Source organism: Nocardia sp. CA-119907 (genome assembly GCF_050955995.1).
Taxonomy (GTDB): domain Bacteria; phylum Actinomycetota; class Actinomycetes; order Mycobacteriales; family Mycobacteriaceae; genus Nocardia.
The window spans coordinates 5,088,245-5,102,950 of record NZ_CP192091.1 but is presented as its reverse complement, the minus strand read 5'-3'; the positions used below and the strand labels follow the sequence as shown (position 1 = coordinate 5,102,950).

Below are 14,706 nucleotides of genomic sequence, written 5' to 3'. Positions count from 1 at the left end.
CGATGACCTCGCTCGAGAAGATCGAGTACTTCGACGACCGCTACCGCAAGGCTCGCGCCGAGCTGGGCGGCGCCCTGCCCGGCGCCGACCGGATCGGCGAGTTCATGTCCCACTGGTACACGGCGGTGAACTCCGCCGACATCGACGCCCAGCTGGCCATGTGCACCGAGGACATCCTCGTGGAGGATCCGGCCATGTTCGGCCGGTTCAGCAAGGGGCACGCGGATTTCCGCCGCTTCGCCGAGATCACCTACACCGCGTTTCCCGATATGCGGTTCGAGGCGACGGCAGCGCCGCTGATCGCCCTGGACGGCAACCGCATCGTGGTGCCCTGGCACGGTACGGGCACCTTGACCGGCGGCATTTCGGGCTGGCCGCCCGAGCACCCGGAGCCGCCGGTCGCGGCCACCGGGCGCCGGTTCGATCTGGAGGGCATGGACACCTACGAATTCCGTGACGGCCTGATCAGCTTCTGGCGCATCAGCTACGACAACTTCGAGATGTCCCAGCAGCTCGGGCTGATGCCCTGACAATTCGCGCCGGGCACCGGGTGAATCGGTGTCCGGCGCGACACCGTTCGAGTGGAGCAAGGTAATTCGCGTGGTGGCAGACTCTCGATTCGACAACCCGGCTCAGAGCAGATGGATTCGCCGATTCGGACCGGCACCCGATGCCCCGCACCGGCTGGTGTGTTTCCCCTATGCGGGCGGATCCGCGAGTTATTTCTTCCGATGGATGCAGGCGCTGGCGCCGGATATCGACGTGGTCGCCGTGCAATATCCGGGACGGCAGGAGCGCCGCACCGAACCGGTCATCGACGATATCGATCGACTCGCCGAACATATTGCGGCGGAGGTGCTTCCGTGGATCGACCGGCCCACCGCCTTCTTCGGGCACAGCATGGGCGCGATCCTCGCGTTCGAGGTGGCGCTGCGGCTGGAGCGGGCCGGGACGCGCATTACCGAACTGTTCGTCTCCGGCCGGCGTGGGCCCGCCACCAGCCGCGACGAGCGGACCTATCTGGCCGGTGACGCCGAGCTGCTGGCCGACGTCGTCCGCCTCGGCGCCACCGATGCGTCCGCGCTCGCCGATCCGGAGATCGCCGCCATGGTCCTGCCGCCCATTCGGGGCGACTACCGCGCCATCGAGCGTTATCGGTGGGCGGGCGGACCGCAATTGCACTGCGGGATTACGGCGTTAGCCGGTGATGCCGATCCCAAGACCACCGTCGACGAGGTGGCCGAATGGCGATCGCACACGCGGGGCGGCTTCGGGCTGCGGCAGTATCCGGGCGGGCATTTCTTCCTGAATCAGCATGCCGACGCGGTCCACGCGGTGATCCGGCAGCGCGTTATCGGCGCTGCGATGCCAGCGAAATAAACTGATTACCAACGGATTACCGGAATGTCTTGGGTTCTTGGCTACGTTGAAATCACGCCCTCGACGGCGTCAGTTCCAAACCATATGCCGAATAGGCGAGGGGGAGAGCCGTTTTGAGTTCGATAAACGCTACCGATAATGCCGAGATCGCCGTCATTGGATTCGCGTGCCGCCTTCCCGGCGCCGACAGCCCCGCCGAATTCTGGGAACTGCTGCGGTCGGGCACCAGCGCCATCTCGTCCTGGCCGGAAGGCCGCATGGAGTTCGCCGGATCGGCGGACCGCCCGGAGCGGCGCGGTGCGTTCCTGACCGATGTCGAGGGATTCGACGCGCCGTTCTTCGGAATCTCCCCGCGCGAGGCCGCCGCGATGGATCCGCGGCAGCGGCTGGTGCTCGAACTCGCATGGGAGGCATTAGAAGACGCCGGTACCCTGCCGGAGGACCTGCGGGGCAGCGATGCTGCGGTCCTGGTGGGCACGCACCGCGACGATTACGCCGCGCTGCTGGGTACGCTGCCCGACGACGCGATCACCCATCACACCCTGACCGGCGTGAGCAGGGGCGTGATCGCCAATCGGGTCTCCTACTTCCTCGGTGTGCACGGCCCGAGCCTGACGATCGATTCGGCGCAATCCTCGGCCCTGGTGGCCGTGCACCTGGCCTGCCAGAGCCTGCGCACGGGCGAGGCGTCCACGGCCCTGGTGGCGGGCGTCAACCTGAACCTGGCCGCCGCGACCGCGGTCGCGACCGAGCGATTCGGCGGCCTGTCGCCCACCGGCACGTCCGCCGCGTTCGACGCGCGCGCCGATGGTTTCGTGCGCGGTGAGGGTGCGGTCGTACTGCTGCTCAAGCCGCTGGCCGACGCCGTCGCGGCCGGCGACCGCATCCACGGCGTGATCCGGGGCAGTGCGGTCAACAACGACGGTGCGACCGAGGGACTGACGGTGCCGGGGCAGGCCGCCCAGGAACAGGTCCTGCGGGCGGCGTATCGGCGCGCCGGGATCCCCACCGCGCACGTCCAGTACGTCGAGACACACGGCACCGGTACACCGGTCGGTGATCCCATCGAGGCGGCCGCACTCGGCGCGGTGCTGGGCGCGGGACGGGCGCATCCCTTGCCGATCGGATCGGTGAAGACCAATATCGGGCACCTGGAGGGCGCGGCCGGATTGGCCGGGCTGCTCAAAGTGCTGCTCTGCCTTCGGCATCGGCAACTGCCCGCCAGCCTGAACTTCTCGGCGCCGAATCCATCGATATCGTTCGACGAGCTCAATCTCACTGTCCAGACCGAGCTTTCGGCGTGGCCGGAACATGGAGTACCACTTGTCGCGGGCGTGAGTTCGTTCGGCATGGGCGGTACCAACTGCCATGTCGTGGTCGGCGAGGGACCGGAAACCTCGCCCGTGGGTGAGCCGCGCCGCCCGCTCGCGGCGGTGCCGTGGGTGCTCTCGGCGCGCACGCCGGAAGCGCTGGCGAGCCAGGCGAAACGGTTGGCACACCTGGCCACGGCGCACGATCCCGCCGATGTGGGATGGTCACTGGCCCGTACCAGAACGACCTTCGACCACCGCGCCGTGGTCGCCGCGGGCGACGGCTCGGCCCTGCGCCGCGCACTCGAGGCGCTCGCCACCGGGGCTCCCACTCCGCAGCTGGTCACCGGCGCGGTCGAGCCGGGCGAGCTGGCGGTGGTGTTCTCCGGCCAGGGTGGTCAGCGGACCGGGATGGGCCTGCAGCTCTACCGCGAATTCCCGGTCTTCGCGGCGGAATTCGATGCCATCGCGACGCACCTCGATCCGGTCCTGGACCGTCCACTGCGCACGATCATCGCCACCGGGGACGGGCTCGATCGAACCGGCTACGCGCAGCCCGCGCTGTTCGCGCTGCAGGTGGCGCTGTATCGGCTGGTGCAATCCTGGGGCATCGCACCGGAATTCGTCGCCGGGCATTCCATCGGTGAGATCGCCGCGGCGCATGTGGCCGGTGTGCTGTCGCGCACGGACGCGGCCAAGCTCGTCGCGGCGCGCGGGCGGCTCATGCAGGCGCTGCCGAGCGGCGGCGCCATGATCGCGCTGGAGGCCACCGAGGACGAGATCGCGCCCCTGCTGGCCGAGCTGCCCGATCTGGGGATCGCCGCCAGCAACGGACCGCGCGCGGTGGTCATCGCCGGGCAGGAGCGCGGCGCGCTCGACATCGCCGCCCAGGTTTCCGAATGGGGACGAAAAGTCAAGCGGCTGAACGTCTCCCATGCCTTCCACTCGCCGCTCATGGCACCGATGCTCGACGAGTTCGCCGCGGTGGCGCGTGCCCTGCGCTTCGAGGAGCCGAGCCTGCGAGCGGTGTCCTCGGTGACCGGCGGTCCGGCGCAGGAGTGGGCGTCGGCGGACTACTGGGTGGAGCACATCCGGCGGCCGGTCCGGTTCCTCGACGCGGTGCGGGGACTCGAAACACAGGGCGCCACCAAGGTTTTCGAGCTCGGCCCCGACGGGGTGTGCTCGGCGATGATCGCCGATGCGGCCGTCCACCCCGAGCGGATGACCGCGGTACCCGCATTGCGGCCGGAGCGGGACGAACCCGGCACCGTCGTGTCGGCCGCCGCCCAGCTGTTCGTGCGCGGTATGGGGATCGATTGGCCCGCACTGTTCTCCGGTGCGGGGGCGCGGGTCGTGGACCTGCCGACGTATCCGTTCCAGCGTCGCTCGTATCCGCTGATCGGCGGCGCGGCCGGGAGCGGCCGGGAAACCGCCGCGACGATTCCCGCGGTGGCGGCGGTCACCCCCGCTGCGACGGCCACCCGCCCCGCTGCGGCGGCCATCGATGTCGACTCGCTGGTCACCGGGCACATCCGGGCCGTGCTCGGCCTCGACGGCTCGGAGCGCGTCGACGCCCGCGCCCGCTTCCGCGACCTCGGATTCGATTCCCTGCTCGGGGTGGAGTTGCGCAAGGCCCTCGCCCGCGCTACCGACCTGAGCCTGCCCGGCGGGCTGCTGTTCGACTACCCGACACCCGCGGCGTTGATCGAATACCTGAACGCCCAGCTCACCGGGATTGCGGACGATGGTGAGCCCGAAGTCGTCACGGCGGCCGACGACGATCCGATCGCCATTGTCGGCATGGCCTGCCGATACCCTGGCGGCATCACCGGACCGGACGAGTTGTGGCGGGTGGTGGCCGACGGCGTCGACGCCATCACGGAATTCCCCACCGACCGCGGCTGGGACGAGGCGCTGTTCGATCCGTCCCCGGACCGGCCCGGCGCCAGCTACGTCCGGCGCGGCGGCTTCCTGGAACACGTCGATGAGTTCGACGCGGCGCTGTTCGGAATCTCCCCGCGCGAGGCGCTGGCCATGGATCCGCAACAGCGCTTGCTCCTCGAAACCTCGTGGGAGGCAATCGAACACGCGAGCATCGATCCGCAGTCACTCGTCGGTACGCGCACCGGAGTGTTCGTGGGCGCCACCAGCTCCGACTACGGGCCGCGCATGCACACGCCCGCCGCGGGCACCGATGGCTATGTGTTGACCGGAACCACCAACAGCGTGATGTCCGGTCGCATCGCGTACCAGCTGGGTCTGCTCGGACCGGCGTTGACGGTGGATACCGCGTGCTCGTCGTCGCTGGTCGCCATCCACCTGGCGGTGCGCTCGCTGCGCGCGGGCGAAACGACGCTGGCGCTGGCCGGTGGCGCGGCCGTGATGGCCAATCCCGGTATGTTCGTGGAGTTCTCCCGGCAGCGTGGGCTCGCGCCCGACGGGCGCTGCAAACCGTTCGCCGCGGCCGCCGACGGAACGGCGTGGTCCGAGGGCGCCGGAGTGCTCCTGCTGGAACGACTTTCGGACGCCCGCCGCCACGGGCACCGGGTGCTGGCGCTGATCCGCGGCACCGCCATCAACCAGGACGGCGCGTCCAACGGCCTGACCGCGCCGAACGGCCCGGCGCAGCGACGAGTCATCGGCGCGGCGCTCGCCGCCGCCGGGCTGACCGCCGAGGCGGTCGACGCGGTGGAGGCGCACGGTACCGGCACGGCGCTGGGCGACCCGATCGAAGCCGACGCCCTGCTCGCCACCTATGGCGCACACCGCGAGTCGGGCGCACCCCTGTATCTCGGGTCGCTGAAATCGAATATCGGGCACACCCAGGCGGCCGCCGGTGTCGCCGGTGTGATCAAGATGGTGCAGGCCATGCGGCACGGCGTGTTGCCCGCCACCCTGCACGTCGATGCGCCCACTGCGCATGTCGACTGGTCTTCGGGCACTGTCGAATTGCTGGTTCAGCAGCGCGAGTGGCCGCGGGGGGGCCGTCCGCGCCGCGCCGGTGTGTCCTCGTTCGGGATCAGTGGGACCAATGCCCACCTGGTCCTCGAAGAGGCCGAAACCGCGATTACCGCAACCACATCCGCGGCGACCGATTCCGCGTGGCCGGTGGCATGGCTGCTGTCCGGCCGTGATCGCAAGGCATTGCGCGCTCAGGCGGGCAAGCTGGGCGACTTCGTCGCGGCCCGGCCGGATGCCCCGGTCGGCGCGCTCGCGCACTCGCTCGTGCGGACGCGGGCATTGCTGCCCGAGCGGGCCGTCGTCCTCGGCCGCACCCACGCCGACTTCCGGGCCGGTCTCGTTGCGCTGCGAGACGGGACGGATGCGCCGCAGCTGGTTTCGGGCCGGGCCATCCGGACCGCGCGCACGGCGTTCCTGTTCACCGGTCAGGGCGCCCAGCGAATCGGCATGGGGCAGCAGCTGTACGACCGTTTTCCGGTGTTCGCGGCGGCGTTCGACGAGGTGTGCGCCGCGTTCGAACCATGGCTGGCGATGCCGCTGAGCGAGGTAGTCCGCGGTGACGCCGAGGCACTGGAACGCACCGAGTACACCCAGCCCGCCCTGTTCGCGGTGGAGGTCGCGCTCGCCGCGCTGTGCCGCCAGGTGGGCCTGATTCCGGATGTGGTGGCGGGTCATTCGATCGGCGAACTGTCGGCGGCACACGTCGCGGGCGGTATCGGTCTGCTCGATGCCGCGAAACTGGTCGCCGCCCGCGGCCGGCTCATGCAGGCGGCCCGGGCGGGCGGGGCGATGATCGCGATCGGCGCGCCCGCCGACGAGGTGGCCGCGTCCATCGCGGGCCGCGCGGTCGACATCGCGGCGGTGAACGGACCCGCCTCGGTGGTGATCTCCGGCGACACCGACGCCGCCGAGGCGGTCGCCGACGAGTGGCGGCGCGCGGGCCATCGTACGCACGCGCTGCGGGTGAGCCACGCCTTCCACTCGGCGCACATGGATGACGCCCTCGACGAATTCCGGCACATTGCCGAATCGGTCGCGTTCACCGACCCCGCGATTCCGGTCGTCTCCACACTATCGCCCGACCGTGCCACGCTGACCTCGCCGGACCACTGGGTGCGGCAGTTGCGCGGCACCGTGCGATTCCTGGACACCGTTCGCCGGCTCGAGCGCGACGATGTCCGGGTGTTCGTGGAGATCGGACCGGACGCTGTGCTCACCGCCATGGCGAGCGAATCGTTCGAGACCTCGGCGTCGATCGCGGTTCCCTTGCTGCGCCGGGACCGTCCCGAGGACGAGACATTTGTGGCCGGTGTCGCCACCGCGCACGTCAACGGCTCGGCCGCGGATCTGGCCGGCCTCGTCGAATCTCCCACGGCCCCTGTCGAATTGCCGACGTACGCGTTCCAGCGCGTCAGCTACTGGCTGCGCGGCGGCGGCGAGCGGGCCGCGGCCGGACATCCGATCCTGAGCACCCGGGTGGATCGCGCCGACCGGGACGAGGTGCTGTTCAGCGGCAGGCTGACGACCGCCGAACACGGCTGGCTGCGTGACCATGTCATTGCCGGGTCCGCGATCCTGCCCGCGACCGCGTTCGTCGATTTCGCGATCTCCGCCGCGGATCGCCTGGGAGCGGAACAGGTTTCGGAGGTAGTGGTCGAAGCCGCCCTGCCGCTGGACGGTCCGGTGGAGGTGCAGGTGATCGCCGAGGCCGCCGATGCCACCGGACGGCGGCCCTTCGCGATCCACGCCAGGATCGCCGAGGACGCGCAGTGGTCCCGGCATGCCTCCGGATTCCTCGCTGCCGCGGCCCCACCCGCGCACGGCCTGGATGGTGTGTGGCCGCCGTCGGACGCCGTCGAGCAGCCGATCGATCACGCCTACGAGCAACTCGCGGGACTCGGTTATCACTACGGCGCCGCCTTCCGCTGCCTGACCCGGGTCTGGCGGAGCGACGAGGCCTTGTTCGCTGAGGTTCGCCTCCCCGGCGGCCGCATCGACGATGCCGGTCGTTACGGGATTCACCCCGCATTGCTCGACGCCGTCCTGCATCCGCTCGTGCTCGACCTGGCCGACGGGGCGAACCCTGGTGAGATCCTGTTGCCATACGCGTTTTCCTCGGTGCGCGTGGGGATTTCGGGTGCGAGCGCATTGCGCGCCCGGCTGATCAGGACCGGTCGGACATCGGTGGAAATCACGGTCGCCACCGACGACGGCACACCGGTTGCCGTCGTCGGGGCGCTGGACTTCCGGCCGACCGCCACCAACGGCTTCGTCGCCCGGCCGCCGCTGTACACCGTGGCCTGGCAACCGCTGCCCGAGCCCGCGACGGCAGACACCGATGTCGTCGCCGCCGTGCTCGAACCCGGCCGCTCACCCGAGCAGGTGCACGCGGCGACGGTCCGAGCGACGGAATCGATCCAGCGCCTACTCGCCGAGGCCGGGCCCGCGGGCTCGCCGCTCGTGCTGGTCACGCGCGGTGCCGTCGCCACCACCGGCGGCGAGCGGGTCGACGACCTGGCCGGTGCCGCGGTGTGGGGACTCGGGCGGGTCGCCGCCAGTGAACACCCCGGACGAATAGTGCTGCTCGACATACCACCGCAGGAAGAGATCGGGGACTGGCCGCGTCGCGCCGCGGCCACCGGCGAAGGCCAGCTCGCCGTCCGCGGCGGGGCGCTGCTCATTCCCCGGTTGTCCACGCGGACAAGCGAATTCGTGGACAACCCGATCCGGACCGATGGCACCGTGCTGATCACCGGCGGTACCGGTGGGCTCGGTGCGCTGTTCGCCCGGCACCTGGTCGCCGAGCACCGCGTGCGGCATCTGATGCTGGTCAGCCGCCGTGGACCGGCGACGCCAGGAACCGATGACCTGGCCGCCGACTTGCGCGCGGCGGGCGCGACCGTCGAGGTGCTCGCAGCCGATATGGCCGATCCGGCGGCGGTCGCCGAGGTCCTCGCGGCAATACCGGCGGAGCAGCCGCTGCGTGCGGTGGTGCATGCCGCCGGCACGCTCGCCGACGCCATGATCGATGCGCTGACCGCGCAACAGATTCACGCCGTGCTGCGCCCGAAGGTCGACGCCGCCTGGCATCTGCACGAGGCGACGGCCGCGCTGGATCTCGATGCGTTCCTGCTGTTCTCCTCGCTGTCGGGCACCGTCGGCACGGCCGGGCAGGGCAATTACGCCGCTGCCAACGCCTATCTCGACGGCCTCGCCGCCCATCGCGCCGCGGCGGGTCTGCCCGCCCGCTCCTTGGCGTGGGGTTTGTGGGATACCTCGGTCGGCATGGGGACGGGTCTGTCCGCGGCCGATATCGAGCGCTGGAAGCGCCTCGGGGCCCCGCCGCTGACCGTCGACGAGGGCCTGGCGCTGTTCGACGCGGCTCTCGGCAGTCCGGATCCGGCCGTCGTCGCGGCGACCATCGATTTCGGTGTGCCCGCCGCGGCCGCCCCGGCCATCCTGCGGGTCCCGGTGCGCCGGGCGGGCCGGACCGCCGACGGCACGTGGGCCCAGCGCATGGACGCGATCCCGGAGGATCAGCGGGCCGCCACGATTCTGGACTACGTGCTGGGTGCGAGTGCTGCTGTGCTCGGCCACGATTCGACCACCGAGCTCGATGCCGACACCGCGTTCCGGGAACTCGGCTTCGACTCGCTGGCCGGTCTCGAACTGCGCAACCGGATCGGTACCGACACCGGCTTCACGCTGCCCGCTACCGTCGTCTTCGACCATCCCTCGCCGACGGCGCTGGCCACTCACCTCGGTGATCTGCTGCGGCCGCAGCGTCCGGCCGCCAGGGTGACAACCGGAGCGCGGGCCAGCCATGACGACCCGATCGTGATCGTCGGAATGGCCTGCCGCTATCCCGGCGCGGTGCGCAGTCCGGAGCACCTGTGGCGACTGGTCGCCGACGGTGTCGACGCCATCGGCGAGTTCCCCGGCAACCGCGGCTGGAATATCGACGAGCTCTACAATCCGCGTTCGGAACGGCGGGGCACCTCCTCGACCAAGAACGGCGGATTCCTGTACGACGCCGACCTTTTCGACGCGGACTTCTTCGGAATCTCCCCGCGCGAGGCGACCGCAACCGACCCGCAGCAGCGCCTGCTGCTCGAAACAGCCTGGGAGGCAATGGAGTACGCAGCCATCGACCCGGCGTCCCTGCGCGGCAGCCGCACCGGTGTCTTCACCGGCGCCATGTACGACGACTACGCGGTCCGGGTGCAGGGCGCGGCGGGCGAATTCGAGGGCCTGCTGCTGGCGGGCAACCTGTCCAGTGTGATCTCCGGCCGCCTGGCCTACACCTTCGGTTTCGAGGGTCCGGCGATCACGGTGGATACCGCCTGCTCGTCCTCGCTGGTGGCCATGCACCTCGCGGCACAATCCCTGCGGCGCGGCGAATGCGATCTCGCGGTGGCCGGTGGCGTGACCGTGATGTCCACCCCGAACACCTTCGTCGAATTCTCCCGGCAGCGCGGCCTGTCCGCCGACGGCCGGTGCAAGGCGTTCGCGGCCACCGCGGACGGCACCGGATGGTCGGAGGGTGTGGGACTGCTGGTGCTGCAACGACTCTCGGACGCGCTGGCGGCGGGCCACGAGGTGTTGGCGGTGCTGCGCGGCTCGGCAGTGAACCAGGACGGCGCCTCCAATGGATTGACCGCGCCCTCGGGCCGGGCGCAGGAGCGGGTGATTCGCGCTGCGCTGGCCGACGCGGGGCTCTCCGCCGCCGAGGTGGATGCGGTGGAGGGGCACGGGACCGGGACGCGGTTGGGTGATCCGATCGAGGCGCAGGCGTTGTTGGCGACCTATGGACAGGACCGGGTGGCGGAGCGTCCTCTGTGGTTGGGGTCGTTGAAGTCCAATATCGGGCATTCGCAGGCGGCCGCGGGTGTGGGTGGGGTGATCAAGATGGTCGAGGCCATGCGTCGCGGCGTGCTGCCGCGCACCCTGCACGCGGAAACGCCGAGTCCCCATGTGGATTGGTCGTCCGGCGCGGTGCAACTGCTGACCGAGGCGCGCCCGTGGCCGGAAACCGGGCGGCCGCGGCGAGCCGGAGTGTCGTCGTTCGGCGTCAGCGGTACCAACGCCCACGTCATTCTCGAACAGCCGGCCCCGCGTACTCCCGAAGCCGCCGCCCCGGATCGGCCGGTGCCCTGGATTCTGTCGGCCAAGGACGATGCGGCCCTGCGGGACGTCGCCGCTCGGCTGCGTGACCACCTGGCCGACACCGATTCCAGCCCAGCCGATATCGGATTCACCTTGGCGACCGGGCGGGCGCTTCACGATGTCCGTGTCGCGTTCACCGGTGAGCGCGCCGAGCTGGCCCGGGCGCTCGACGATATCGCGCGGGACCGGCCGAATACCGCGGTTGCCCGCGCCCATCGGGGATCCCGCGGCAAGCTGGGCCTGCTGTTCACCGGCCAGGGCAGTCAGCGGCTCGGGATGGGCCGCGAGTTGTACGAGACGTCAACGACTTTCACCGCGGCCTTCGACGCCGTCTGCGCGCTTCTGGATCCCGGTCTGGTGCGCCCGCTGCGCGAGGTGCTGTTCGCTCCGGAGGACTCCGCGGACTCGGCCCTGCTCGATCAGACGCATTTCGCGCAGGCCGCGCTGTTCGCCGTCGAGACGGCCCTGTACCGGACGGTCGAAAGTCACGGTCTGCGACCGGATTATCTGACCGGCCACTCGATCGGCGAGGTCGCCGCCGCGCACGCGGCCGGGGTGCTCGACCTGCCGAATGCCGTCACGCTGGTCGCTGCCCGCGGGCGGCTCATGCAGGCGGCCCGCTCGCACGGGCTGATGATCGCGATCGAGGCCACCGAGGCGGAGCTGGAACAGACACTGGCGGAGCACGGGGAGGCGGTGGTGATCGCCGCGGTGAACGGTCCCCGATCGACCGTGATCTCCGGTGATGCCGACGCCGCCACCGCGGTCGCGGCGGTGTGGCGGGAGCATGGCCGCAAGGTGCGGCAACTGCCGGTCAGCCACGCCTTCCACTCACCGCACATGGATGACGTGCTCGACGAATTTCACAGCGCCATAGCGGATCTGAACTTCCTTCCGCCGGCGATTCCGCTGGTGTCGAATGTCTCCGGTGAGCTGGCGGAGGTCGCTGAGGTGACCGATCCCGGGTACTGGGTCCGCCACATTCGCCGACCGGTGCGCTTCCTCGATGGCATCCAGTACCTGGAGCGGGTCGGCGTCACCGATTTCGTCGAGATCGGACCGGACGGGGTGCTCTCGGCGCTCGCGCAGCAGACGCTCGCCGCCACCGACGGTTTCGCCGCGCCCGTGCTGCGCCGGGGCAGATCGGAGCGGCAGACGCTGATCGCGGCGGTGGCGATCGCCGGCATGCGTGGTCACCGGGTGGACTGGGACAGCCTGTACTCCGGTGCCCATCGGGTGGCGGTGCCCACCTATCCCTTCCAGCACAAGCGGTACTGGCTCGAACCATCCGGCCGGACAACGAATCTCGCGGGTCTGGGACTTGGGGCCGCGGAGCACGAACTGCTGGGTGCGGCGGTCCCGATCGCGAACCGCGACGAGATCCGGTTCACCACCCGATTGGGTGTCGAGTCGGTGCCGTGGCTGGCCGACCACGCCATCGACGGCGTCGCGGTCGCGGCGGGTACCGCGCTGGTCGATATGGTCCTGCACGCGGCGGGCCGGGTCGGCTGTGACGAGCTGGCGGAATTGACCATCGGTGCGCCGCTCGTCCTGCCGTCCGGCGGCACCACCGTCCAGGTCGGCATCGGCCTGCCCGACGAAAACGGCCGGCGCGCCGCCGAAGTCCATTCGCGCCGCACCGACGACGGCGAATGGGTGACGCACGCAACCGGATTCGTGGTCGCGCGCAGTGCCGATCGGACCACCGGAACGGTCGGGCCGATCGACGACTCGGACATCGATCTCACCGGCGTCTACGAGCGGTTGCACGAGCTCGGCTACCAGTACGGGCCCGCGTTCCAGGGACTGCGGCGCGTGCGCCGCGCCGACGACGCCCTGTACGTCGCGGTCGAACTCCCGGAGTCGCGCCACGGCGATCGCGTCGATCTGCACCCGGCCTTGCTCGATGCGGCGCTGCACGCGCTGCTGCCCGGGGTCACGGACGAGGCCACGCGGTCGTGGCTGCCCTTCGCCTGGAGTGGCGTGCGAATCCACGCGGCCGCGGCGACCGCGCTGCGGGTGCGGATCGGTATCGAGGACGCCGGAACCGATGCGCTGCGGGTGTCCCTGCATGCCGATGATCCGGCCGGATCACCCGTGGCCACAGTCGATTCGCTGGTCCTGCGTCCGCGGTCGGTGATCACGGCCGCGACCGAGGTGGACGGGTTGTTCGTTCCGCGTCTGCGGCCCGTGCCGGCCGACCGGGACGGCGTCGGCGTGCAGATCATCGAAGCGCCGACCGGCGCGCCGAAGGCGGTGCTGCACGCGATCCTGGAGACCGTCCGGAATTGGCTGGCCCAGTCCGAGGGCGAACGGCTGGCCATCGTCACCGCGGCGGGGGAGCTCGGCCACGCCGGTATTCGCGGGCTCGTCCGGTCGGCGGACGCGGAGGATCCGGGTCGGGTCACCGTCGTCGAGATCGACGACTCCGTCCGTTCGCGCGACATACTCGACCGGGCCGCACGATCGGGCGAACCGCACGTCGTCCTTCGCGACGGTGAGGTGGTCGCCCCACGCCTCGAGCGAGTGCGGCAGGTGACGGGGGAGGCACCGGACTGGACGCGGGGCACGGTGTTGATCACCGGTGGCACCGGCTCGTTGGGCGCGCTGCTGGCGCGCCACCTGGTCACCCGGCACGGAGCCCGGGATATGCTCCTGATCAGCCGGCGCGGCCCCGCGGCGCCCGGTGCGCTCGAATTGAGCTCGGAGCTAGCCGAATTCGGTGCCCGGGTCGCCATTGTGGCCGCCGACGTGACCGACCGCGACGCGCTCGCGGCCGCCATCGGCGACCGCACCATCGGCGCGGTGGTGCACACCGCGGGCCTGACCGAGGACGGCGTCGTCACCGCGCTGACCCGCGAGCAACTCGATCGGGTGCTGCGGCCCAAGCTCGACGCGGCCTGGCATCTGCACGAGCTCACCCTCGACCACGATCCGGCGGCCTTCGTGCTGTACTCCTCGGTGGCCGGACTGCTGGGCACCGCCGGGCAGGCGAACTACGCGGCGGCCAACGCCTATCTCGACGGTCTCGCCGAGTACCGGCACGCCCTGGGCCTGCCCGCGACCTCGCTGGCGTGGGGCCTGTGGGCCGGGAGCAGCGAGCTGAGCGGTCACCTCGAGGATGTGGATCTGCGGCGACTCGCCCGCTCGGGTCTGCAGCCATTGGATCCGGCGGAGGCCTTGGATCTGTTCGATGCCGCGGTACGGACCGGGGAGCCGGTGCTCGCGGTGACCCGGCTCGATCAGGAGGTGTTGCGCGCCAACGCATCCGGTGTGCCCGCGCCGCTGCGGGAGCTGGTCCGCACCCGGGTGCGCCGCGCCGCCGCGGCGTCGGCCGAACCGGATCTGCCGGGCAGGCTCGCCGGGCTCGAACCCGATGCGCGGGTCCAGGCGCTCGTCGAACTGGTACGGGCGCGCGCCGCGGCGGCGCTCGGTCATGACGATGACGCCGTGGTCACCCGGGACCGGTCGTTCCAGGAGCTCGGCTTCGACTCGCTCATGGCGGTCGAGCTGCGCAATGACCTGGGCAAGGCGCTCGGCCTCTCCCTGCCCGCGACACTGATCTTCGATCATGCCGATCCGGCGGCCCTTGCCGAACATCTGGCCGGGCGGCTCGGGTTCGACACCGGATCGTCGGCCGTGCCGGTGCTGGAACTGATCGACGCACTGCGCCCGTCCATCTCGGCCGCTCTGACCGACACCTCGGCGGGCCAGGCCGGGGCCATCGCGGCCCGGTTGCGGGAACTGCTGGGCCTGGTCACCGTCGATGCCGACTTCGAAGGCGACCTCGATTCGGCGACGGACGACGAGCTCTACGCACTCGTCGACGAGCTCGATTGAATTCCCTTACCCCCCTTGCTTTTTTCGACATCCTCTGAAAGGCGATGGC

At 70.6% G+C, this 14,706-nt stretch carries 3 protein-coding genes; all 3 read left to right on the top strand.

The annotated features are described in order from the left end of the window. Positions 1–2 precede the first annotated feature (2 nt). The 3 genes from ACQP2D_RS22350 (at position 3) to ACQP2D_RS22340 (ending at position 14,657) form a co-directional block, all read left to right on the top strand. Positions 3–530: an ester cyclase gene (locus ACQP2D_RS22350; protein ID WP_433677855.1), complete on the top strand. Its 528-nt coding sequence runs from the start codon at positions 3–5 to the stop codon at positions 528–530. 70 nt (positions 531–600) lie between these two features. Then, complete coding sequence (locus ACQP2D_RS22345) at positions 601–1,380, top strand: thioesterase II family protein (protein WP_433677854.1); 780 nt, start codon at positions 601–603, stop codon at positions 1,378–1,380. 113 nt (positions 1,381–1,493) lie between these two features. Further along, the gene (locus tag ACQP2D_RS22340; RefSeq protein WP_433677853.1) at positions 1,494–14,657 is read left to right on the top strand and encodes an SDR family NAD(P)-dependent oxidoreductase; all 13,164 of its coding nucleotides are present in this window, start codon (positions 1,494–1,496) and stop codon (positions 14,655–14,657) included. The last annotated feature ends 49 nt before the right edge of the window (positions 14,658–14,706 follow it).